We start from the raw sequence: 22,543 nt of genomic DNA, 5'->3' as shown, positions 1-22,543 counted from the left end.
CCAGACAGATGTAGACCCCTAGCTGAAGCTCGACGATATGAGGGAAATATCTATCCCTTCTCAGCGCGCCAATCCGTCAGAGAGACCACCTTTTTGCCTTTCAAGCCCATGACGTATGCGGTGGCCGAGAGGGCCGCGGCGACTCCTTGAGCTGCCGCTATGACGGCTTGTTTGTACGGGTACTGGACGACGTCGCCCGCGGCGAAGATGCCCGGCGTCTTAGTCCTGCCCTCCCAATCGGCTATTATCTCGCCCCTCTCGTTGAGGTCGACCAGATGCTTCACGAAGTCCGTCTTGGTCACGTACCCCACCTCTATGAAGATGGCGGCTACCTTGAGCTCCTGCACCTCGCCGGTTTTCCTATTCCTCACGACGACAGACTCGACCTTGTTAGTGCCTCTTATTTCCACGACCTCGCTGTTGGGCACCAACACCGCCTTGCCGGCGCCCAGCACCGTCGACATGAACTCGTCGTCGTATATGGGCTTCTCTCCGGGAAATATCCAGTAGAACTTATTAGACGTTGAAGACAGGATCGTAGTAGGTTCCCTGGCCAGATCTCCCCAGCTTACTAGAGCCACGTCTTGTCCTTTGAAGAACGGGGCGTCGCATATAGTGCAGTACGAGACTCCCTTGTTCTTAAACTTGGCCTCGCCCGGCACCCCCAACTCCTTGGGGGTCTTCCCGAACGCCAGTATCACGGCCAGAGATCTGTACTCGTCGCCTCCGTACGTCTTAACTCTGAAGATATTCCCCTCCTTCTCTATCCCGACAACCTCGTCGAATATGACCTCGGCGCCGAAACGCTCCGCCTGCTGATGTACTCTCGCCACGAGCTCAGGCCCCGATATCTTCATTATGGCGGGGTAGTTCTCGACGAGCGTGGTCATGTTTAGCTGGCCGCCGATATCCTTCGCTATCACTAACGTCTTAAGCCTCTGCCTAGCGGCATACAGCGCGGCCGAGAAGCCCGCTATGCCCCCTCCAACCACGATAACGTCGTAGTCGGCACTCATAGGCGTCTAGACGATGTGGAGTTAAGAAGTTAATGCCCCCACAATCCTCCGGCTGACCGTCTAGCTCTGGGGCCCGAAGGTTATCCGCCCGTAGGGCTAATGCTCCTCGCTCTGTACTTGTCTGATCTTGTTTATGCGCTCCTCCAAAGCCTTGATCAAGTGCTCGTCGTCCTTCTCGTCGTTGGGATATAGATACACCTCTTGCTCCACCTTGACGCCGCCCCTATCCTCGGTGAAGTAGATAAGCCTTATCGGATAGTCGTACCCAGCGCGGCGGTACAACATCCTCATGACCTTGGCGGCAAAAGACCACTCGGCCTTTATCTTCCACTCATCCCTCTTTATTATATGGCTCTTAAGCTCCACGATCTCTTTCTTCCCGTCCTCGTAGGAAATCAAGAAATCGGCTTGGGCAGTTAATATGGCGTCGCCTATCTTGGTAATCACGGGCGGCGCCTCGGCGACTTCCTTAACCTTCTTGGCCCAGGGGATCAACATCCTTATCTTGTTGAAGGCTCCGGAGTGCGGCTCGCCGTAGCTCTCTATGAAGGTCCTCAGAGCGGACACGGCGTCCTTGGCCTTCAACAGAATCAAAACGGCGCGCTCAAAGGCTCTGCCATATTTGGAGCTCAGCTCGTCCGGCTTAGGCAACCCCAAGGCGTCGCTAAGCCTCAACCTCAATCTGCGTATCGACATACCCAACTAGGGATATTGATATAAAAAGGTTACGATGGTCCTCAGTGTACAACGTCGTAGATCTATTCGCCGGCGGCGGGGGGTTTTCAAGGGGATTCGCAGACGCCGGTTTCAGAGTGGTGCTGGGGGTGGAGATCGACGCCAACGCGGCCAGGACATACAGCTATAACTTCCCCCGCGCAGTCGTCCTCGAGGAGGACGTCGCCTCGATTAGCTATAGGGAGGTGGAGAGGCACGTCGGCAAGGTAGACGTCGTGATTGGCGGATCGCCCTGCGAGCCATTCACGGCCACTAACCCGAGGCGTATGGAGAATCCGCTGGACAGGCTCTACACCGATCCCCTCGGCCAATTGACCTTGCACTTCATAAGGCTCGTCGGCGAGCTGCAGCCTAGGATATTCGTGTTAGAGAACGTGCCTGGCATAGCCCAAGGTCCGCTGAGGGAGGCCCTAGAGAGGGAGTTCAAGAGAGTGGGGTTCGACGAGATATACTTCAATATACTACTTGCAGAAAACCACGGAGTGCCGAGCCATAGAAAGAGGGTGTTTATCTCCAACGTCAAGATAACGCCTAGGCGGAGCAAGCCGCCGACGGTTAGACAGGCCTTGGCCGGGCTACCGCCTGTGGATTCTGGCTTTCCGAACCATGAGACCGTGACTCTAAGTTCGTCGAAGGCCGAGAGGATAGCCGCGTTAAGGCCCGGAGATGCCTTGATGAAGTTCAAAGGAGCCTCAGGGATATACGGGAACTTCGTGAGGCTTAAGTGGGACGAGCTGGCTCCTACCGTGATGGGCAGTAGGCGTTTTGTACATCCGGAGGAGAATAGGCTTCTCACTGTTAGAGAGCAGGCAAGGCTCATGGGCTTCCCCGACCACCACGTGTTCTTCGGGCCCAAGGACAGCCAATTCAACCAGGTGGGCGAGGCCGTCCCGCCCCCGTTGGCTCGGGCCATCGCAGAGTACATTAAAGATATATTGCGGTGAGGGCCCTCCGTAGTGCCCACTGTCATATGCCCGATCTGCGGACGACCTGCGGAGAGGCTCATAGAGGGCATGTGCGAGAGCTGTTACCTAGAGAGGCATCCCGTCCTCGAGATAAGGAAGTTCAACGTTGTGAAGTGTAAGTACTGCGGGGCGCTGTACATAAGAGGGCGCTGGATAAGGCCAGGCAGAGAGGGCGAGAAGGCGTTGTTGGAGAGACTGCTCAAAGACAACGTGAAGGTCAGCGGGAGGATCTTGTCCGTAGACGTAGAGATAGGCAACGGCAAGGTGGCCTACAGAATATCGGGCGTGGGGTCGCCCCACGAGCTCATAAAACCGCGCGAGTTCTCGGCCCACTACATCGCCGACGTGGTTCTGGACGTTTGCCTGGACTGTAGGAGGAATATCTGGGGCTCCGAGAGAGGCCTCGTGAGGATAAGGGGATTCCCCGACGAGCTCGACGATAACGACTTTGTCAAGTTAGAGGCAATTCTGGAACACATAGCCTTCGAGGTGAGGGGCAAAAACCTCGGCTCGGTGATATCGGCCGAGCGCGTAGGCCGATCCCTAGAGATATCCACCACGGAGCCCAAGCTGGCGAGACATATAGCCCATAAAATACACGAGATCGCCCCCAGCGACTATGTGGAGAGCTACAAGAAAATTGGGAGAAAAAAGGATAGAGATATATATCATTATACAGCAACAATTTATATAATAACAGTTAAGAATGGCGATGTGTTGAGGAGGGGATCCAGCTATTATCTAGTCCTCGATGTAGGTCGCGACGGCATCTACGTTGTAGATATATCTAGCGGCAACCGCGCGAGGATCCCGCTTCATCGATTCACCGAAGTCAAGACAGAGAGGGTCGGAAGGGGCGTAAAGGGCGAGGTGAAGAACGGAGAGTTCGTAGACGTCGAGGGCCGGAGAATAATGGATGCCCCGGGCTATAGGGACGGCGTCGCGTACTACGTGGAGATAGGCGATAGGCGCTATATAGTTCCGATCTAGACGTAATATTGCTTTAATAGGGTCTTGGCGGTTCCTACCATGTATCCCAACATAGTGATTCGGGCCGCGTTGGAGAGCGATGTTGACGCCTTGGCTGATCTGATAGCGCGTTTGAAAAAGCTAAACGGCGAGTTTGATCCGCTATTGAGACCCGCCGAAAACCTCCTCGCCGTGTCCAAGGAGTACATTAAGTCGAAAATATCGTCCCCTAACTCTGTCGTGTTAGTTGCAGAGATAGATGGAAGAGCTGTAGGAGTCGTCGTAGGCGACGTCGAGGATCGCCTCTTCTACGAGCCGAGGATGGCAGGCATCATAAGGGAGTTCTATATCCTGCCAGAGTTCAGACGTAAAGGTCTTGGCAAGAGAATGATGTCGGAGATTATGGATGCCTTGAGGCGCAAGGGCGCGCAGATGATAATGGCCGACTTCCCTGCTCTCAATGAAATAGCAATAGAATTCTATAAAAAGATGAATTTCAGACCCATCGAATCTATATATGCAAAAGAGGTGTAGTTTTTAGAGCTCAGTTTTTATTATCTCGGCGACCTTCTCGGCGAATTCTTGAGTGCCCAGAACCTCCTTAACCGCCTTCTTCTCCTCCTCGGTCATCTGCCTGGCGAGATCCCCGGTGAAATAGCCCTCCTCGTAGGTCTTGCTGACGCCCCTCAGTATCAAGTCGGCGGCCTCTCTCCAGCCTATGAATCTGAACAACAGCTCGAGAGCCAGTATAGTCGCGGTTGGGTTGACGTAGTTCTTGCCCGTGTACTTAGGCGCGGTGCCGTGGACGGGCTCCGCCATCATGCCCCAGTCGCCTACGTCTATGCCGGGGGCTACGCCAAGGCCTCCGACTAAGCCGGCCGCCTCGTCGCTTACGTAGTCGCCGTTTAGATTCGGCGCAAGGATTACGTCGTATTCGCCCGTGCGCGTGAGCAGTTGCTGGAGCATATTGTCGGCGATTCTATCGTTGACGAGCACCTTGCCGGGCGGCACCTTTCCGCCGTACTGGGGCAATTCCTCCTCGAACACTACGTAATCTCTGAACTCCGTTCTGGCGACCTCGTACGCCCAGTCTCTGAAGGCGCCCTCGGTGTACTTCTGTATATTGCCCTTGTGCATTATCGTCACGGATCTTCTCTTGTTCTCGATGGCGAACTTCAAGGCGAGCCTGGCTATCCTCTGGGTCCCGAACTTGCTTATGGGCTTTATGCCGATCCCGGCATCGTCTCTAATATTTACTTTCAACTCTTTTTTCAGAAAGTCGCGTAGCTTCGCCGCCTCGGGCGCGTTCCAAGGCCACTCTATGCCCATGTATACGTCCTCGGTATTCTCCCTGAATATGACTAAGTCCACTTTCTCCGGATTCTTCAGAGGGGAGGGCAGACCTGGGAAGTACTTCACAGGCCTTATATTGGCGTACAGATCGAATATCTGCCTCAGCGTCACGTTCAAGCTCCGGAAGCCGCCGCCTACAGGCGTCTCTAGAGGGGCCTTAAGGAAGACTCTGATCTTCTTGAGGACCTCGACGCTCTGGTCGGGCAGTCTGCTCCCCAACAGCTTCTCGGCCTTAGAGCCCACGAGGACTTCGTACCACAACACCTTGCGGGCCTTGCCGTACGCCTTCTCAACTGCGGCGTTGGCGACCTTTATAGCGGCATAGGCTACCTCGGGACCTGTTCCGTCGCCCTCTATGTAGCCTACGACGAGCTTGTCGGGCACCTTGAGCTGGCCGGGCCCCGTATAGACGACGTACTCGCCCTCGATGGGGTCGGCGTATTTTCCGGCGTAGGGTTGTAGATTAGGTATCTGCGCCTTTATCTTCTCCAGGTAATCTGACATGATAGAAACTGCTTCGCCCTTTTAAATTCTTACTTTTCGTCTAGTGTGTTTGAGGTTAAACGACAAGCTGGAATGAGGAGTTAGACACATACATCTTGCATCATTAAAACGTATTTATCTATAAAATAGCAGGAAAATTTTCATGTTTATCGAATCGTATTAAATTAGATATATAAAGCTTCTAGCCAAATAGGCTAATTACCATACAGGCGGAGCCTAGGCCAAGAGTTAGATACGCCAAGACGCCCAGTCATGAGCCGCTAGAACTTGTACCGAGGGGCATAGGATCGCTATTCGCTTACAAAGGCCCTGCCCGATCAGATAAGACGGGGACGGCGGAAGATTAACCAGCATCGCTCCTCTAAAAGCCGGCAGAACCGCCAAGCAAGTTGCTGACCGCTACATCATCGACGACTATTGAGCCAGCAAGTCGTGGAGCTCGGCCATGTTCTTGTCCTCGAGATGCCACACGAACTCAACGACCTCTCTCTGTATGCCGCTCGGCAGGACCCGTCTGGTGTTGGCGTAGAACTTCTCCTCGAGCTCCCTATCGCTCAGAGGGTTCTTGGGGTGTCCCTTGGCGTAGTCTACCTGTTCGGTGTGTCTAGCCCCGCCTTTCGTGATCACCGTTATTCTGTTGGGATGCGCCTTGGGGTACATCTTGTCCAACTCGGGATCCACCTTCACCTCCATCCTCTTCATGAGAGAGAGAATCTGCGGGTCTCTGATGTTCTCGTAGCTGTCTACAGTGATGGGGCCGTAGAGCAACGCGGCGGCCGTTATCCACATGATCGAGTGGTCCGCGGTCTCTTTGGTGTGCGGATCCCACTTCTCGGGATCCTTAGGCCCTATTATGTCGTAGGCGGCTTGGAACGTCTCCACTACGACCTTCTCTATCTCCTCTGGTCTGACCCTTTCTCTCAGCCTCAGAGCCGCCTCGACCGCGGTCTGGGCGTGGTACTCGACGGGGTACGGCTTTATGTAGGTGTCCAGGATCCTATGAGGCGGCACCAGCCTCTCTATCTCCGCCAGAGGGCCGTAGTCGAATTCCCCCGAGAGCAACTGCCTTATAAATCCCATCTCGCCCTCGAACGGCTTGAAGGGGCCTGTGAACCCCTCGGCGGCTAGTAGGGCTGCAAATACGGCGTTTCTCGTCGCGTTAGCGGCCGCCGCGCCCTTCCACATGCTCAACTCGCCTGCGCGGGTCTGCCGCATGGCGGCGTGTGGGACCGCGTATATGGCGAGCGCGTGCTGAGTCTTCTCGGCGTCTAGGCCCAGCAGTTTTGCGGCGACAAGCGTGCTACCGACGCCGAGATAGTTCACGTGATCCCAGCCGCGTTTCCTGAGGCTGGCCGCGTCGCATAGAGATACTGCGGCCTCGTAGCCCACCGCTATCGACGTGATGACGGCCTTGCCGCCGGAGCCCAACATATCGCCGAGCGAGAACGCGGCCGCTATCATGTCGCTGGGATGGAGAGGCTCCTTCGACAAGTAGGTGTCGTTGAAGTCGTGGTACCTTATCATCACCCCGTCGACAAAGGCCGCCCAGTCGGGGACGACCCTATATCTCGTGCCCAGAATCCTGGCGCCCCACTGGGACTGGCCTCTGGAGAGAGCCCTACGCGCCAGGGCGACCGGCTCGGCGTTGTACGCCGCAAAGGCCACGGCGAGGGAGTCCAGTATCCTTCTCTTGACCTCGTGGACCACGTCGCTGGGTATCTTGTCGTAGTTTATAGACTCGGCGTACTGGGCCAGCGCCTTGGTTATCCTATCCATGGACCTTATCGGGCCTCAATTTAACAGCTAGCTTTCTGTCCACCTCCTCTGCTATCTTCTTGTCGAAATCCTCGTAGTCGTAATAGCCTATGAGCTCGTACAGCTCTTTGCGGGTCAACATCCTCTGCACTAGGGGCTCTTGGGTGCCTAGATCGGCTATGGTCCTTAATGCCTCCCTCATGGCGCCCAGCGCTACTCTGAGCAGAGTCACGGGGAATATTACAAATTTATAGCCGTATTCCTCTAGCCTCTTGGCAGGTATCAACGGCGATTTGCCGAACTCGGTCATGTTAGCCAGCAGTGGGGCCTTAACTCTCCTCGCAAACTCGGCGAATTCCTGCTCGCTCTCCAAGGCCTCGGGGAATATCACGTCGGCGCCGACCTCCAAATACAGCTTCGCCCTCTCCACGGCGTCGTCAAAGCCGGTGACCCCCCGAGCGTCTGTCCTCGCCACGATCACGAAGTCGGGGTTGCGCCGGGCCTCCACGGCGGCCTTTATCTTCTTCGCCATCTCGTCGGCGGGCACGACTTGTTTGCCGGATAGATGGCCGCATTTCTTGGGCAATACCTGATCCTCTATCTGGACGCCGGCCGCGCCAGCCCTCTCGAACTCCACCACGGCCCTGACCACGTTTAGGGCCTCGCCATATCCAGTATCGATATCGACTATGAGAGGTATATCGACCGAGGACGCTATGTACCTAACCACGCGCGCCATCTCGTCGAGAGTTATGAGGCCTAGATCGGGGAGCCCCAGAGACGCCGTGACGGCGGCGCCCGAGACGTAGCCTGCCCTAAAGCCCATCGACTGGACGAGCAACGCCGTTATCACGTCGTAGACGCCGGGCACCATCACTATTCCGGGCCTCTTCAGCTCGGCCCTCAGCTCGGCGACCGCGTCCCTCCTCTCTTTCCTCAATATTGGGGCCTTCACTCCATAAACACGATCCCTATATTAATTATATGGAAAACGAGATTCCATGGACAGTAAAGACGTCGAGCTACTGATGATGGCCCAGTACGAGTTCCCGCTGGTGGATAGGCCTTTCCAGGAGATGGGCAGGGCGCTTGGGCTGAGCGAGGACGAGGTCATAGACAGGCTGAGGAGGCTGGCCGAGGTCGGCGTGCTTAGGAGGATAGGCTCCGTCATGAACTACAGAGCGAGGGGCCTCGAGGCGGCGCTGGTGGGCTTCTCGGTCCCCGAGGATAGGGTAGACGCCGTCGCGGCCGACATAAATAGAGACCCTATGGTGACCCACAACTATCTGAGGGACTATAGGCCCTACAACGTCTGGTTCGTCACTAAGGCGAAGACCGCGGACGAGTTGGAGGAGAAGGTCAGATCTATAGCAGAGAGATGGGGCGTCGACTACGTGATACTCTACTCGCTCAGGACCTATAAGCTCGACGTGCGCTTCGATCTCTACGAGGGCATCTCCAGATCTAAATCCGGGATACTGCCCGAGAACCCTCCGCCTATAGAAAACCTCGGCATACCTAAGGAGTTCTACTCCAAGGTGAGATCCATACCTCTGGTGGCCGAGCCGTTTCGCGAGGCGGCGAAGGTCCTAGGCAAAAGCGTGGGCGAGGCGCTGGACGTATTGAGGAGTCTCATAGACATGGGCGTTCTGAGGGATTTCCACGCGTCGCTCGACGGCGAGGCGTTGGGGTTCAAGGAGAACGCCATGGTCGTCCTCAGGAAGCCCGACTGCGAGGAGGCGGCCCGGCTGAGGGAGTCGACCCACGTGGTGTTGAGGAACACCGTGCCTGGCAAGTGGGAGTATCCCTGCTACTTCATGGTACACGCACGCGCCCGGAAGACCATAATGGAAAGGGTCGCGGGCCGTTTCGCGGACGGCTACGCCATGCTCTTCAGCGTGAGGGATCTGCTTGGAGGCAGAGCCATGGCTAAAAGGATTGAGTCCGTGAGCGACTAGGAGCGCGCCTCGCCTTGGTAACACCAGATACCTCGCTCTTTCTGGACAAAACCCTTCCGCCTCAACATAACGCTGTTTAGGTTCTTGCCGTAGTACTTCCTCACCTCTGAAAAGGTAAGGCATTTGTCCGGCCTCTTGAGGGCTTGGTTTATTACGGCCTCCCAGCCCCCCTCGTATCCCTCCGCCATGAGCTCGGGCTTCAGCTCTTGTAGGAGCTCGGGCAACTGCTCGGCGAGCGATTCCCTCACGGCCTTCTTGAAGAGGTCGTAGAGCCGTTTATCGTTTAGGAACTCGTTGAGGGCCTCTCTGGCAACGTCGATCAGCCTTATCTTGCAGGGCTGTTCCAGCAAGAGCCTGATGGCGTCGTCGTAAGGCGCGTCGGGCCTTGGGAGGAGTCTGCGGAGCCGCTCGACGAGGGACGGATCCCTTATCTCTATGTGCATGGCTTCCCGGAGGACTATATGATATATAACTTTTATATCGACGACGGCTACTTGAACACCTTGAGCTTGAGCCTCTTGGGCACAACGCCTTGGGGTAGCTCGACGCCGACGATCTCTATATTCACCGTCTGCTCGTTCCACGGCGTGGATCTGCCGAAAGCCCTCGGCATGTAGTTCCTGATAGTTATGCCTTTATGCGACGCCACGTGTACTATCACAACTCTCTCGACGTCGAGACCCTTGAATCTGGCGTTGTTCTCGAGGTTCTCCAACACCCGCAGATAGTTCTTGGCAACCTTAACAGGCCATTTGGCCACAGGCCAGTTGCCCCACGGCGTTGCGTGGTGCGCTTGTTTCTTGGTGAACCTCCTAATAGGTATAGGCCTTCTCAAATTCGCAGTGTCTTCCAGCCACTGCCTCGCCTGTTTCAACGTCATGTACTTTATGAAACGCCCCACCTCGACCGACTTCTTCCACGACATCCTGAACTCGTTGCCGTAAGCCCTAACTATCTGGTCCCCGGTCACCTTGACCCCGTACCTCTCGAAGACCAGCCTTATCACGTCCTCGTCCGACATGCTGTAGTGAAGCCTCGCCACGGGGGCGGATATAGGATTATTTATAAGTCTTAGCGCCAGGGACGGCGTGCGCCAGTACTGGCGGCTCATCAGAGGGGAGCACGGCGTCTTGACAGCCATATCGAGCGTCGCGTCGTATATCATCGCGGGCGGCAGAGCCCCCCTTGAGTCTGCGCTGATAGGCGCCAGCGCGTTTCTGGCTGAGGCAGGCATGTTCGCGCACAACGACCTCGCCAACTTGCAGGAGGACAGAGTAAACAGGCCCGACGCGCCGCTGGTCACAGGCGCCGTGAGCGTTAGGGCGGCCAAGGCCGTGGCCGTCGCGTCTTACCTCCTCGGCCTAATCCTGGCGTCTTTCTTGACTTGGCAAGCCTTGACTATATATCTAGTGGCGGCCGCGCTCGGCGCCCTCTACAACGAGAAGGGCAAGCGCGTGCCCTTCGTCGGCAATTTCATAGTCGCCTTCCTGACCTCTATGGTCTACCCCTACGGCATGGCGGCCGCAGGCGCCGTAGACATATACCTATTGCTCCTCTTCGCCGCATCGCTACTCGCAAATTTCGGCAGAGAGCTCGTCAAGACCGCCATAGACTATCCGGGCGATCTGGCGGCCGGGGTTAGGACCGCCGCAACGGTTCTGGGGCCTAGACGCGCCGCCGATCTAGGCGCCTATTTCGCGCTTGCGTCGTCCACCGTCGGGATCTATCTAGCCTATGCGCTGACGGCAAGCGGCATGTATGTACTACTAGCTGGGGTGGCGTCCACTACGGCGGCTCTCATCGTCCTCTCAATCCTATGTATACGCGGCAGGTGGCAACTGTTTCGCAGAGGGTCGCTCGCGGCGTTCGGCATCACGCTGATAGCTCTTCTAGCGCAAGGCGTGCTTATCGCAATATTTTAGATGGAAAGATCGCCCCATGGGTTTGGTCCTAGTCGATCTGGACGGCACGCTGATACCGCTCGAGGCTTGGGATCCAGTATTCTATGAAATATCCGCAACGGTGGCCGGCAGGATCGGCATACAGCCCGGCGAGTTCTGGAGCTTGGTGAAGGCTCTCCACTACCAGCTGATGAGGCGGCTCAACTTCAAGGCCTTCGACTGGCAGTATCTGGTAGAGTCCGTGGCCTCCAGCTTCGGCGTGTACGAGGTGCCCAAGATCGAAGACGTGCTGGCCAAATACGTGTCGGGCTTCCCCGTCATCGACGGAGCCTATGACTTGTTGAGGGGGATCAACGACCTCGGCCTAAAAGTCGCTATAGCCACAAACGGGCTCCGTAGATACCAATCCATCGTGGTCGAGGCGCTCGGCTTCTCTAAGTACATAGTCGGTCTGAGGACCTCAGACGACTACGGCTGCGCGAAGAACTGCAAGGAGTACTTCGACGGAGCGTCTCTAATGATAGGCGACAACCCAGTATTCGACGTGTATTTCCCCAAGAAATTCGGCCTAAAGACGGTCTTCGTCGGCGATTGGGATAAAGCGGTTCTAAAATACGGCGAGCTACTCGGCGTAGACCTATCCTACGTTAGGCCGGACAGAGCCGCCGCAAACCTCGCGGAGGCCCTGGACGCAGTGAGGGAAATAGCGAGAGATTTATAACGCCTCCCCTATGCGGCCGTGATACTGCTCAACTTAACGTTGCCGCCTCTATTGGTGATATTCCTGGGAGCCGCCTCCCTCTCAAACGTGTCGCTACCGGCACAACCCGCCTCCGCCGTCGCCGCCTTTTGGCTCAACAACACGCCGATACCTTGTTGGGTTCTCCAAGACAGGCTCTACGTATTACAAGACGGCGAGCCGGCCTACGTCGAGTACGTGCCGCAGTTTCTCAACAGATCGGGGATATACTCGGTATCTATCAGCGCGCCCGAAGGGGCCGTGATAGCCATACCGCCAGGGGTAATCGCCGAGCTAAGCCCGAGCAACTATACATTGATATCTATAAATAGGACTGGATTATATATTTCTATTAAAGCAAGCAATATATCTATTGTATTTTATCCAGCCAAGATCGTTATCTCAAGTATTAACAAGACGGCCGTGCCGCCTACTTCGACCGCCGCGACGGCCAGGACAGAGAGCTCCGCGTCGACTAATACAAGCATCCCGCTCTCTACCTCGAGCTCCTCCGGCGGACTCCCCGTAACTACCATCGCGCTCGTTGTAGCGGCTGTAGCTATAGCGACGTCGATAGTCTTGATCGCCAGAAGACGTATCGATAGATGTAGCGATCTAGGCGACGCAGACAAGCTGATACTGAGAACCCTCGAGGAGGGGGGCGGACGTATGCCGCGGGCCGAGCTGGCGCGCCGGCTGGGACTGCCGGCATCGACGTTGCATAAACACCTACATAAGCTCTCTAGGTACGGCTATCTGAGGCTCGTCTCCGAGGGAGGCGTCCAGAGAGTCGAGCTACTGAGGAGGTGCTCAGACGGCTAAAGACCGATCATCGTCGCCGCTCAGCGGAGTCATCACCAGCTCCTTAACGGCCGCGATTTATATTCTATGTGCGGCAACGTCAGCATGATCTCGAAGGCGAGGTTTGATAGGTGGTTCAAGAGCTTGGCGGCCTCCGCGTCCCCCAGCGAGACGGCGCGGCGCTCGGCCCACCTTATCCAGACTCTGGCCTCGTCGACCGCCGAGCATTCGGGCGACGCGCAGGCGGCCCAGCTCTTGGGCGGGCCCGGCGATATGGAGTACGCAATCTTGAGGGCCCTTCTGTAGAGCTCCAGGGCGTTGTCCAGATGCGCCGCCTTGCCCGTCGCCAGATAGAAGCCGAGCTCCATCAACGAGAAGCCGGCGAGCCTCATGGCGCGGGACTGAGGCCTCGGGAGGCTGTTGGCCGCCTTGAAGGCGTAGGCGATTGCGGCGTCCAGCGCCCCGTAGAACTTTATGACGGGCGAGTCCTTGCTCGCCCTCTCGGCTCTCCCCCTATATAGAGCAACCGTGTCTCCGCCGTCGCCTGGACAGGCGAACAGCAACAGGCAAGGCTTGACGAGCGACACGAAACATTGCTCGGACGGCCTCATTATTTGTAGTAGTCAAAATAAAATGCGGCCGGGGTAACCCACCACTCTCATCCCGGCCCCTATCGGGGCAGTCTGTGTGGCGTCGAGATACTCTTCTGCTACTTAAAAACTTTTGCCTAATATTCGACGATTTTCTTGCCTTTCTCCTTCAACTCCCCCAATATGGCGTCGGCCTTCTCAACGGGCAACTTTATCGTGTAGAGATAGCCGGACAGCCGCGCCTTCAGCTTAACCACGCCCTCCTCTGGGAAGCGTTTCACCCTGATTTCTTGCGCCTCCTCGGCATATTTCCGCCATACCTCTACCAAGAACACCTCCTTAGGCATGACGCCGCGTTATCACGGGTTTTTAATTGTTATAGCGCCGCTGGGGAGGCCGATGCGCCGAGCCCAAAATGTTTTTAAACGGACTAGATCGCGATGAGCCATGGAATACGTCTATGCGGCTTTGTTACTGCACTACGCGAAGCAGGAGATAAACGAGGACAACCTATCGAAAGTCCTCCAGGCCGCCGGGCTCCAGCCCGACGAGGTTAGGGTCAAGACCTTGGTGGCCGCCCTAAAAGAGGTAAACATAGACGAGGCGATAAAGTCCGCCGCGTTTGCCCCCGTAGCGGCGGCGCCCGTCGCGGCTCCGGCCGCTGGACAGCAGGCGGGAGGAGCTGCGCAACAAGCCAAGGAGGAGAAGAAGGAGGAAGAGGAGAAGAAGGGGCCGAGCGAGGAGGAGATCGCCGGATCTCTCGCCGCGCTGTTTTAAAAAGCCTTTCAACTCGACGAGGGTTTTCTGCTTCTCTCTTGTATCACCACCATCTTCGAAACGACCTCATGAACTTTATCTATATCTTTATAATATATTCTATATATCTGATTTCCAATTCTTAATTCTATAAATTTTCTTTCTGGATTATATTTATATTCCTGTATAGGTATAGGGGCCTTGAGGCCTGTGTTTTTATTTATCACTATTCCAGTGTCGTATATCTTGACGTCCGTAGCTATTATCGGGAATTGAATCGGGCGAAACGTGAAGTAGTAGAGCGGCGAGAATATCGCCGTAAACGCGGCGAAGAGCGCCACATAGCCTAGGTAGTTCGCCAGAAACTGGCCTAGGCTTGGCTGTAGCCTCTCGCTCACCGCAGGCACTACGGCCGACTGCAGTGCGGGGAATATCCAAATACCAGCTAATATTATAGGAAAAGATATGAAATATACCATAAATATTCTATTTAATTTCTTCATTTCATTAGGTAGCTCTTTGTCTTTTTCAAGAGCCTTATTTACGTCTTTTTCTCCTATATCGAACAACAGCTTCCCCTTAACGACCTCCCTCGCTTGTTGCGAACCTCTGCGGTAAGCCCTAATCCCCATCACCGCAGTTATTATGAAGATCGACGCCACATATAGAAGGCCGACGAGCCATAGGTAGCTCATCCCCAACACGGCCAGCACCGCGGCATATCCAAAGATAGTTCCTAGAGTTATGGCAATCCTCAACGCTACTTGGTTCATATAAGCGACCGTTTTAGGCCTCCTAAAAGCTTTATGCATAGCCTATCTCGACCCTCAGTGAAGGTCTACGCTATATGTAGCGACTTCGAGGGCAAACTGCCCCCATCCCACGGATTCGGGGTGTTTCTAGACAGCGGCGTCGTGTTCGACTCCTGTACGGAAGACGCGGCGAGGCGGTTTTTGGAGGAGGCGCCGCGACCTCCTATTCTGGGCATTTCGGCGGTGGACAATCCCCACCACTCGGGGGGCTTCTCTGCTTTTAACGTGCCCGTAATTCGGTGGGCGGAAGGCGTTCTTGACTTAAAGATAGGGGGCACCCTCCACCGGGTTATCGGCTTCGGCAGAGAGGCCGTGTTGATAATTGGCAAGACCGTCATATCCCCGTGCGGCCTCTTTACCATACCCTTTGGGAGGCTGTCGCGCATGGGCCTGAGAGCCGACTGTTTCGTCGGCGGGCTGGGCGGGTCGACCGCCAGCCCCTACGCCGTCTCCAGAATATTGGGGGAATTGAGGGCCTTGGGGGTGCGGTGCGTCGCGCCTCTCCACAGTCCGCCCGGAATTGTGAGGGAGGTCGAGAGGCGTTTCAACGTATATAGACTCGGGGCCGGCTCCGCGTTGGAAATACCTATATAGCATGTTCGTTGCGCCTACATGGACGTATTGGAGTCGCTGGCTCTTTACGTACTGGCTTGGCTGATAGTGGCCCTGGCGCTTTACGCCATACGTAGAGATTTGGTCAAGGGATTCGTGTTGATAATGTGGAGCTCCGAAAGGGCGGCCCAGTTCATAAGGAGGGTTTCGGAACGGCTCTCCTTCATACCCCTTAAGGCGTATCTAGCGGTTGCGGCCGCGCTCTTCCTACTATCGGCCTACTCGCCCTATTTCCCCATACCTGCGGGGACCGGCGTGGCCTACATGCCGGGCTTCCTCTACATATTGCTGAGGTCCACATACCAGGCCTTGACGGGTTTGGCCCACGGCGCCTCGGTGCAGGAAGTCGCCGTGGTGGGGGCGCAGGCCGGCGCAGTGCCCCTACTGCCCGGCATAACAATACCCTGGGACCAGCTGCCCTACATCGCGCTTGCCGTCGTCGTGGGCGTCGCGCTCCACGAGTTCATGCACGGATACGCCGCGGTGAGGCACGGCATTAGGCTGAAATCCGCCGGCGTCTTCTCCGCCTTTTTCGTGTTCAGCGGCGCGTTCGTGGAGCCCGACGAGGAGCAGCTCAAGTCCAGCCCTCTAAGGGCTAAGATCGCGGTTTTCGTGAGCGGGGTCGCGGCCAACGTAGTCCTGGCCTTGTTGGCGCTCGCGATATACCTAGCCGGCGTACACGCCGGTCTGGGAGGCGCGGTCCTCGCAAGCATAAATCCGGCGACGGCGCAACTAGGCCTCAAGCAAGGCGACGTAGTCGTGGCCGTTAACGGCTGCGGCGTGTCGGCCGACGTCGTCGTGCCCGACCAACTACTGGCAACGCTAAACGCCATAGTCGGCAACCCCGCGGGGACGCCTCTATGTAGCCCCAACCAGACAATAACTCTAGTCGTCGAGAGGAACGGAAAGCTCGTCGACGTCAGCTTCCCGGCCGAGAAGATCTACGTAGGCGCTCCGCTGACCAGCTTAATATACGGGGGGCCTATGTACGAGGCCGGCATAAGGCCCGGCGACGTGGTAACCGCCATCTACGGCTGCGGCGGCGCCTACCGCGTATACTCCAGCGGCCAGCTCATATCGATTATCCAGAAGATAGTCTCCGACGGCTTGTGTAGGCCGGGCGATCAAGTCGTTGTAAGCGTATTACGCAACGGAAGGGAGGAGAACTACACAGTGGTCCTCGGCCACAATCCGGATAACTACACTAGGCCGTTCTTCGGGATCTATACAAACGGCTTGGGCCAACTGGGCTTCAACACGTCTGTCTTCTCGGCGTCTCTCTTCGCCAATACCCTATTTGTGAAGACAGTTATGTGGTTTTTCTTAATAAATCTAGGACTTGCTCTAATAAATGCACTGCCTATATATCCGCTCGATGGGGGCTTGCTTGTTCTGGCTATTCTTGAACGGTATCTAGGCAAGAACGGCGCTACCTATATAGTCTATGGAATAACCGCCTTGTTGGCGGCGTTTTTGGTGTTCGACTCCGCGCTGGGTATTGTAAGCGGCATATATAAGCAGATATTTTCGTTGCTTAGATGAACCGGCGGACGGCCTACGGGCTCGCGCTCGGGATACTCTCAGTGGCGGTGGCGTTGGCGGTTGCGTGGATGCCAATAGGTCCCCTCCTTTCAGACGAGCCTCTCCCGGCGCCGCCTAATCTGCTAATAATCAACGGCATTATTCAGCCCGGCAATGGATTCCTATGGTATTATCTTTGGAAAGCCACAGTCACGCTCGTGATCGTCTTCTTCGCGGCTCTAATAGCGTCTTTCTTCGTGGAGGCGGGGCCGGGCGTCAGGTCGTTCTTCGCAGTTATATCGTTCGCAATAGCCGCGCTCCACTACGCCAACCTCCTCGCCATGACAAACTCTATAAAGATATATCCATTATTTTATATAATAAACATAAATATAAATGGGAATTTAATAAATCAATATTATTTAGATATAGGTCAACTATTTATAATTTATGGGGTATACAATATCCTTAGGCTATTTAAGAAATAGCTCCTCGTACTGCTTTACGTACTCCACAGATTCCTTCAACGACGCAAATAGACTTTTGGCGTACTCCACATCCTCGCGCCTTATCGAGTCTCTGCCGGCGTCTTTGGCCCTTATGTATGCGGGCACTAGGAGCTGTATGGCGTATCGCAACGACTCCTCGGCGCCTATTTTAGTCAGAAGCTCCAGCGCGTCGTCGCTCAGCTTTATGCCCTCCTCGTCGGCCTTTATCTTCACAATCTCTCTGACCTCCTTGTCGCTATACGGCTTCGTCCGTATTATAACTAGCCTGTCCAACATATCCCGCGGGATCCCGTGCGGCGACTCTATATCGGTTCCTCTAATCTTCGCTATGCCTCTATTGGTCGCCAGCACTATTATCGGCGCCATCTCGCTCTCCATAGCCCTCGAGAGGAACGCAAAAGATTCTATGTCCAGCAGATGCGCGTCGTCTATGAATAGAATGCCGGGGACCAACTCGGCCTTGCCCTCATCCACTATCTTCTTGACAAATTCATCAGCCTCGCGCCTCACCTCCTCAGGTATTTCCTTAGTCTCCTCCACGAAGCCGAAGAGCGCCGCGGTCAGAAGCCCCTTCTGCCTGGCAAAAGCCACGTCTATGTCGTTGAGGGTGAAGAAGCGCGTTATCTCCTTCTCCTTATACACCGGGCCCTTGGGCAGCTCGATCCTCCTCCTGACCGATATGTCGTACTGCTCGCCGGACTCCCCTCTGCCCTCGACCGTGACCCTCCCCGTCTCCTCATCTATCATGATCACGTCGCCTTCCTCGACGCCGAGCTCTATGAGCTGGACCGCTATCTCGGCGGGCACCCTCAACGTCTTCTCCTCGTCCTTTGTCCTAAGCCTTATCGTGGCGCCCCTCGGCACCTGCACATATGGGTTGTACGGATGCCGGTCGTATCTTATATCTATCGACTTCACCTCGCCCTCGTAGACCTTGCGCCACTCCCTCATCCTTATGCCTATGGCTCTCCTCAACGCCCGCATGAGGAACTCCGTCTTCTTCAACTCGGCCGAATATATCTCCCCCGCCGAGAGCGCCACGAAAGGAGTATCTTCGCTCAACTCCCTCGCAATTCCGATAGCCAACGCGGTTTTCCCCGTGCCGGGAGGGCCCACAATCAACACCCCCTTGCCGGCGAACTTGCCCGCCTTTATCATCTTCACGACCATATAAGCCGCCTCCCTAGCCTCCGTCTGCCCCACGAAGCCGTCCGCGGAGAACTCAACCCTGCCGTCCTTGACTCCAAGCCCCTTTATATGAGTATGCGCGGCAAATCTCTCGAACTTAGCCTTAACTTCCTCTATCTTTATAGACGACATGGTGGCGAGTATCTCCGGCAAGATTTAAGCTTATCACGGCGGTAGCCCGTCGACGATAGATACGGCAATTGACCGCCGGCTGAATAAGACGGCCGAAGCGCGACGCTGTGACGGCCCCGGCCGCTAACCACGGCGCCGCCATCGCCACGTGCAATATATTTAATATTGAGGTGCCCAAGAAGACGTTATGGATATACGCTACTTGAAGATCTTATCGTTCTTGGCTATGACTAAATCGTTTGCCGGCCGGCGTTATTTATCCCAGAAACTCGGCCTCGGCGAGGGCGTCACCAGAAGGCTCTTGGACATAGGCAGAGAAAATAATCATATATCGGTGAACAGAGCGGGCGTGAGGATAACTGAGGGCGGATTAGACTATCTAACACAAATTCTTGCTAAATGCGGTATTAAACCTTTAATATATACTAATAGATTTGGCGAAAAGCTATGCGGACAGATCTGCGTCGCCTTCTCGCTAAATAGGCCCGTCGACAACATCGTGAAGTTCAGAGACGAGGTTGTAAGGAGAGGAGGGTGCGGAGCTATAATAGCGTATCTAAAGGGAGGCTCTATATACATCCCGCTCGCCGAGAGGCGGCTGGAGGACTTAGACAGCGACTTGGCATCCGCCCTGAGAACTCTTTTAAAGGAGGGCGATACTTTAATCGTATCTTGCGGCGATAATTTCGGACAAGCCATGGCCCCCCTAGACGTGGTCTGCGTGATGAAATAACCCGGACGGAGTTGATGAAGTTCGGCATCCTATCTGATTAACAGTTATCAATATAGATCTACATAGAAAGGCTAAAGCAACGTTTTAGAGGGACCTAAGCCTTGATATCGATGAGCGAGCAGACCGTGTCTATAAGGACAACCGGCAAGGTCATACAATCTCCATGCGGCCCCATAGTGCACGGCCTCGAAGACGTCTTGGTCAAGATCACCTCCATAAGCGATATCGATGGACGCGCCGGCAAGCTCTGGTATAGGGGATATAGGATAGAGGATTTGGCCGAGAACTCGACATACGAGGAGGTGGTCTACCTCCTCCTCTACGGCAAATTGCCGAATGTAAAGGAGCTCGAAGATCTCAAGAGAAGGCTTGCGGCCAACAGAGACTTGAACCCGGCCACGATCGAGGTCGTCCGCTCGCTGGCTAAGGCACATCCCATGTTCGCCTTGGAGGCTGCGGTAGCCGCCGAGGGGGCATTCGACGAAGACAACCTAAAACTGGCCGAGGCTCTGAGGGCCGGCCGCTACAAGCAGGAAGAGAAGGACCTCGCCCTCAAGATAGCTGAGAAGCTCGTGGCTAAACTGCCCACCATAGTGGCCTACCACTACAGGTTCTCCAGAGGGCTGGAGCCCGTAAGGCCGAGAGCCGACTTATCGCACTCCGCCAACTTCCTCTACATGTTCTTCGGGAAGGAGCCCGATCCTCTGGCCACCCGCGCCATAGATCTCTATCTGATCCTCCACGCCGACCACGAGATCCCGGCGTCGACATTTACCGCGTTGGTCATAGGAGCTACTCTGAGCGATCTATACTCGGTGATAGCGGGCGCTATAGGGGCCCTGAAGGGACCCCTCCACGGAGGCGCCAACGAGGCGGCCGTCAAGTCGTACCTAGAGATAGGCGACCCCGCGAAGACCAAGGACCTCGTCGAGGCGGCGACTAAGCCGGGCGGCCCCAGGCTGATGGGCGTCGGGCATAGGGTCTACAAGGCTTACGATCCGAGGGCCAAGATATTCAAGAAGCTGGTCGAGGACTACACGGCCAAATTCGGAGATCCGCAGAAGCTCTACGCCATAGCGAGCGGTATAGAGCAAGCCGTCTTGTCGCACGAGTATTTCCAGCAGAGGAAGCTCTACCCCAACGTCGACTTCTGGTCGGGAATAGTGTTCTACTATATGGGGATACCCTACGACTACTTCACGCCGCTGTTCGCCATGTCGAGGGTGGTGGGCTGGACTGCGCACGTGTTGGAGTACTGGGAGAACAACAGGCTGTTCAGGCCGAGGGCTTGCTACGTAGGCCCGCACGATCAGCAATATATCCCGCTCAACTCGCGTACTTAAACTAGGGAATATACTATCTTCAAAACAAGGTTTTTCCTCTTCCCCCGGAGCTCTAAATACGATGTATAGCCCTCATGCCTCAATTTGCCTACTACGGGCAGACCGGCTTCTTTCAGGGCTTCTTTAATTTTTCCAACGACGGCGCTGGGCAGTTTGAGCTCTCTGGCCAGCGTCTCAGATATGGAGCTCACGACGTCGTGCACCTCCTCCTCCAGCGCCTCGTCTTCAAACCCTTTGTCGTACTCGACGCGGACTATCCGCCCGTCTTCGTCCCTCCACAAGATTATGAGATCGCCCAGGTGGATTTCGGCAAAAACAGTCATTTAGGTATAAGCCCGGAGTCCATAAGCACTTCTAAGGTCTTGACGCTCTTGCCTATAATTTCCTGTGCTATGTTCAACTCCTCTCTGTAGCTTAGAGGACGGCGAGCGAGGCCTAGCTCGGAGGCCTTGGCGGCGACTGCCGCCGCCTCGCGGGGGTATACTTCCCATTCGGTCATCTTTGGAAGTATGTAGTCTTCGCTCATTCTACCTTCGACGAACTTGGCGAGCTCCTCGGCGGCGGCTATAAGCATCTCGTCGGTCACCGTCTTGGCTCTGGCATCTAGCAAGCCTCTGAAGACCGCGGGGAATACCAGCGAGTTGTTGACTTGGTTCGGCAGATCGCTTCTGCCAGTCGCCACTATCTTGGCGCCGGCCTCCTTCGCCTCCCAAGGCCATATCTCCGGCGTGGGGTTGGCCAACGCGAACACTATGGGATCTTTGTTCATCTGCGCCACCCACTCCTTTTTTATAATGCCGGGGCCGGGACGCGACGCGGCCACGACTATGTCGACGCCCTTCATGGCCTCGGCTATTCCGCCCTTCCTGCGCTCGGCGTTTGTCCTCAGCGCCAGTTCGTACTTCCAGGGATTCTCCACCATCAACCTGTCTATGTCGTCCCGCTCCGGATGTAGTATGCCCTTGGTGTCGACCAGTATGAGGTTGCCCGGCTTTACTCCGTAAGCCATGAGGAGCCTCGCGGTGTATATGTTCGAGGCGCCGGCGCCTATAAGCGCTATGGTCGAGTTCTTGAGGTCCTTGCCCGTGAGCTTCGCCGCGTTGATCAGGCCTGCAAGAGTTGCCGTGGCCGTCCCTTGCTGGTCGTCGTGCCACACCGGTATTTTTAGCTCCTTGCTCAACTGGTCCAACAGCCTGAAGCATTTGGGCGACTCTATATCTTCTAGGTTTATCCCGCCGAAGGCGGGCTCTACCGCCTTCACGACTTCTATAAACTTATCGGCGTCTCTAGCCCTTATAGGTAGCGGAACGGCGTCAACCCCGCCGAGATATTTGAATATCAAAGCCTTGCCCTCCATCACCGCGTACGCCGCCTCGGGCCCCACGTTGCCCAGCCCCAACACTCTGGTGCCGTCCGAAATTACCGCTATGACGTTCCATCTCGACGTGAGCTCGAACGCGAGGTCCGGATTTTCCGCGATTCTTCTAGAGACTTCGGCGACGCCTGGGCTGTAGTAGATCGCGAAGTCGTCCATAGAGGTGACGGGCACCTTAGGCACCGTGGCGAACTTCCCGCCGTAACGTCTATGCACCTCCACGGACAGCCTGTACCACTTATCCACCATCGCCTTTTTTACGTTTTTAAGGTATAA

At 55.7% G+C, this 22,543-nt stretch carries 26 protein-coding genes; 13 read left to right on the top strand and 13 right to left on the bottom strand.

What is annotated here, in order from left to right:
- Window positions 1-50 precede the first annotated feature (50 nt).
- Both TUZN_RS09955 and TUZN_RS09950 read right to left on the bottom strand, forming a co-directional pair.
- Entirely contained in the window at window positions 51-1,016 is a 966-nt protein-coding gene (locus tag TUZN_RS09955; RefSeq protein WP_013680839.1) for an NAD(P)/FAD-dependent oxidoreductase, read from the bottom strand.
- A gap of 96 nt (window positions 1,017-1,112) precedes the next feature.
- Entirely contained in the window at window positions 1,113-1,712 is a 600-nt protein-coding gene (locus TUZN_RS09950; protein WP_013680838.1) for a hypothetical protein, read from the bottom strand.
- A gap of 44 nt (window positions 1,713-1,756) precedes the next feature.
- Here TUZN_RS09950 and TUZN_RS09945 point away from each other — a divergent pair, with 44 nt between their 5' ends.
- Genes TUZN_RS09945 through TUZN_RS09935 form a run of 3 tightly spaced genes read left to right on the top strand, consistent with a single transcriptional unit; the run spans window position 1,757 to window position 4,219 of the window.
- Window positions 1,757-2,695 carry a DNA cytosine methyltransferase gene (locus TUZN_RS09945; RefSeq protein WP_013680837.1) on the top strand — a complete coding sequence of 313 codons (939 nt, stop codon included), beginning with the start codon at window positions 1,757-1,759 and terminating at the stop codon, window positions 2,693-2,695.
- Window positions 2,696-2,707: 12 nt separating this feature from the next.
- On the top strand, window positions 2,708-3,706 hold the full coding sequence (locus TUZN_RS09940) for an NMD3-related protein (protein WP_013680836.1): 999 nt from the start codon (window positions 2,708-2,710) through the stop codon (window positions 3,704-3,706).
- Between the two features lie 39 nt (window positions 3,707-3,745).
- Window positions 3,746-4,219 (top strand): GNAT family N-acetyltransferase, encoded by a 474-nt coding sequence (locus TUZN_RS09935; RefSeq protein WP_013680835.1) that lies wholly within the window; start codon window positions 3,746-3,748, stop codon window positions 4,217-4,219.
- A gap of 3 nt (window positions 4,220-4,222) precedes the next feature.
- Here TUZN_RS09935 and TUZN_RS09930 read toward each other — a convergent pair whose 3' ends face one another.
- The 3 genes from TUZN_RS09930 to prpB form a co-directional block, all read right to left on the bottom strand.
- Window positions 4,223-5,542, bottom strand: coding sequence for an NADP-dependent isocitrate dehydrogenase (locus TUZN_RS09930; RefSeq protein WP_013680834.1), 1,320 nt, complete (start codon window positions 5,540-5,542; stop codon window positions 4,223-4,225).
- A 414-nt stretch (window positions 5,543-5,956) separates the two neighbouring features.
- Window positions 5,957-7,318 (bottom strand): MmgE/PrpD family protein, encoded by a 1,362-nt coding sequence (locus tag TUZN_RS09925; protein ID WP_013680833.1) that lies wholly within the window; start codon window positions 7,316-7,318, stop codon window positions 5,957-5,959.
- A complete protein-coding gene (gene prpB / locus TUZN_RS09920; protein WP_013680832.1) occupies window positions 7,311-8,252 on the bottom strand; it encodes a methylisocitrate lyase in 942 nt (313 codons plus the stop codon). Before prpB ends, TUZN_RS09925 begins: the two co-directional genes overlap by 8 nt.
- A gap of 46 nt (window positions 8,253-8,298) precedes the next feature.
- Here prpB and TUZN_RS09915 point away from each other — a divergent pair, with 46 nt between their 5' ends.
- Window positions 8,299-9,255, top strand: a complete 957-nt coding sequence (locus TUZN_RS09915) for an Lrp/AsnC family transcriptional regulator (RefSeq protein WP_013680831.1) — start codon at window positions 8,299-8,301, stop codon at window positions 9,253-9,255.
- Here TUZN_RS09915 and TUZN_RS09910 read toward each other — a convergent pair.
- A complete protein-coding gene (locus TUZN_RS09910; RefSeq protein WP_013680830.1) occupies window positions 9,252-9,698 on the bottom strand; it encodes a hypothetical protein in 447 nt (148 codons plus the stop codon). The genes TUZN_RS09915 and TUZN_RS09910 overlap by 4 nt on opposite strands.
- A 47-nt stretch (window positions 9,699-9,745) precedes the next feature.
- On the bottom strand, window positions 9,746-10,297 hold the full coding sequence (locus TUZN_RS09905; RefSeq protein ID WP_237698224.1) for a 50S ribosomal protein L22: 552 nt from the start codon (window positions 10,295-10,297) through the stop codon (window positions 9,746-9,748).
- Window positions 10,298-10,343: 46 nt separating this feature from the next.
- On the opposite strand from TUZN_RS09905, the gene TUZN_RS09900 reads away from it, so the two are divergent.
- The 3 genes from TUZN_RS09900 to TUZN_RS09890 are packed head-to-tail and all read left to right on the top strand — an operon-like array spanning window position 10,344 to window position 12,717.
- Window positions 10,344-11,177 carry a geranylgeranylglycerol-phosphate geranylgeranyltransferase gene (locus TUZN_RS09900; RefSeq protein WP_013680828.1) on the top strand — a complete coding sequence of 278 codons (834 nt, stop codon included), beginning with the start codon at window positions 10,344-10,346 and terminating at the stop codon, window positions 11,175-11,177.
- A 16-nt stretch (window positions 11,178-11,193) separates the two neighbouring features.
- A complete protein-coding gene (locus TUZN_RS09895) occupies window positions 11,194-11,877 on the top strand; it encodes an HAD family hydrolase (RefSeq protein WP_013680827.1) in 684 nt (227 codons plus the stop codon).
- An 18-nt stretch (window positions 11,878-11,895) separates the two neighbouring features.
- Window positions 11,896-12,717 carry a helix-turn-helix transcriptional regulator gene (locus TUZN_RS09890; RefSeq protein ID WP_013680826.1) on the top strand — a complete coding sequence of 274 codons (822 nt, stop codon included), beginning with the start codon at window positions 11,896-11,898 and terminating at the stop codon, window positions 12,715-12,717.
- A gap of 32 nt (window positions 12,718-12,749) precedes the next feature.
- Here TUZN_RS09890 and TUZN_RS09885 read toward each other — a convergent pair whose 3' ends face one another.
- Together TUZN_RS09885 and TUZN_RS09880 are read right to left on the bottom strand one after the other, a co-directional pair.
- Window positions 12,750-13,307, bottom strand: coding sequence for an ATP:cob(I)alamin adenosyltransferase (locus tag TUZN_RS09885; RefSeq protein ID WP_013680825.1), 558 nt, complete (start codon window positions 13,305-13,307; stop codon window positions 12,750-12,752).
- A gap of 116 nt (window positions 13,308-13,423) precedes the next feature.
- Entirely contained in the window at window positions 13,424-13,633 is a 210-nt protein-coding gene (locus TUZN_RS09880; RefSeq protein ID WP_013680824.1) for a 50S ribosomal protein L38e, read from the bottom strand.
- 100 nt (window positions 13,634-13,733) lie between these two features.
- On the opposite strand from TUZN_RS09880, the gene rpl12p reads away from it, so the two are divergent.
- Window positions 13,734-14,063, top strand: a complete 330-nt coding sequence (gene rpl12p, locus TUZN_RS09875) for a 50S ribosomal protein P1 (protein WP_013680823.1) — start codon at window positions 13,734-13,736, stop codon at window positions 14,061-14,063.
- 8 nt (window positions 14,064-14,071) lie between these two features.
- On the opposite strand, the gene TUZN_RS09870 is transcribed toward rpl12p, so the two are convergent.
- Window positions 14,072-14,815 (bottom strand): DUF2208 domain-containing protein, encoded by a 744-nt coding sequence (locus TUZN_RS09870; protein ID WP_013680822.1) that lies wholly within the window; start codon window positions 14,813-14,815, stop codon window positions 14,072-14,074.
- 57 nt (window positions 14,816-14,872) lie between these two features.
- Here TUZN_RS09870 and TUZN_RS09865 point away from each other — a divergent pair, with 57 nt between their 5' ends.
- The 3 genes from TUZN_RS09865 to TUZN_RS09855 are packed head-to-tail and all read left to right on the top strand — an operon-like array spanning window position 14,873 to window position 17,475.
- Window positions 14,873-15,448 carry a hypothetical protein gene (locus TUZN_RS09865; protein WP_013680821.1) on the top strand — a complete coding sequence of 192 codons (576 nt, stop codon included), beginning with the start codon at window positions 14,873-14,875 and terminating at the stop codon, window positions 15,446-15,448.
- An 18-nt stretch (window positions 15,449-15,466) separates the two neighbouring features.
- Window positions 15,467-17,008: a M50 family metallopeptidase gene (locus tag TUZN_RS09860; RefSeq protein WP_013680820.1), complete on the top strand. Its 1,542-nt coding sequence runs from the start codon at window positions 15,467-15,469 to the stop codon at window positions 17,006-17,008.
- Window positions 17,005-17,475, top strand: coding sequence for a hypothetical protein (locus tag TUZN_RS09855; RefSeq protein ID WP_013680819.1), 471 nt, complete (start codon window positions 17,005-17,007; stop codon window positions 17,473-17,475). The genes TUZN_RS09860 and TUZN_RS09855 overlap by 4 nt, the downstream gene beginning before the upstream one ends.
- Here TUZN_RS09855 and TUZN_RS09850 read toward each other — a convergent pair.
- A complete protein-coding gene (locus tag TUZN_RS09850) occupies window positions 17,461-18,816 on the bottom strand; it encodes a RuvB-like helicase (RefSeq protein WP_052886241.1) in 1,356 nt (451 codons plus the stop codon). The genes TUZN_RS09855 and TUZN_RS09850 overlap by 15 nt on opposite strands.
- A 187-nt stretch (window positions 18,817-19,003) precedes the next feature.
- Here TUZN_RS09850 and TUZN_RS09845 point away from each other — a divergent pair, with 187 nt between their 5' ends.
- Both TUZN_RS09845 and TUZN_RS09840 read left to right on the top strand, forming a co-directional pair.
- Entirely contained in the window at window positions 19,004-19,549 is a 546-nt protein-coding gene (locus TUZN_RS09845; protein WP_013680817.1) for a DUF4443 domain-containing protein, read from the top strand.
- A gap of 110 nt (window positions 19,550-19,659) precedes the next feature.
- On the top strand, window positions 19,660-20,892 hold the full coding sequence (locus TUZN_RS09840; protein ID WP_013680816.1) for a citrate synthase/methylcitrate synthase: 1,233 nt from the start codon (window positions 19,660-19,662) through the stop codon (window positions 20,890-20,892).
- Here the strand turns inward: TUZN_RS09840 and TUZN_RS09835 are convergent.
- Window positions 20,889-21,215, bottom strand: coding sequence for a hypothetical protein (locus tag TUZN_RS09835; protein WP_013680815.1), 327 nt, complete (start codon window positions 21,213-21,215; stop codon window positions 20,889-20,891). The genes TUZN_RS09840 and TUZN_RS09835 overlap by 4 nt on opposite strands.
- On the bottom strand, window positions 21,212-22,516 hold the full coding sequence (locus TUZN_RS09830; RefSeq protein WP_013680814.1) for an NAD(P)-dependent malic enzyme: 1,305 nt from the start codon (window positions 22,514-22,516) through the stop codon (window positions 21,212-21,214). The genes TUZN_RS09835 and TUZN_RS09830 overlap by 4 nt, the downstream gene beginning before the upstream one ends.
- Window positions 22,517-22,543: the final 27 nt, after the last annotated feature.

This window comes from Thermoproteus uzoniensis 768-20, from assembly GCF_000193375.1.
GTDB lineage: Archaea > Thermoproteota > Thermoprotei > Thermoproteales > Thermoproteaceae > Thermoproteus > Thermoproteus uzoniensis_A.
The sequence above is the reverse complement of the archived record's forward strand: the minus strand, read 5'-3'. Positions and strand labels throughout refer to the sequence as shown.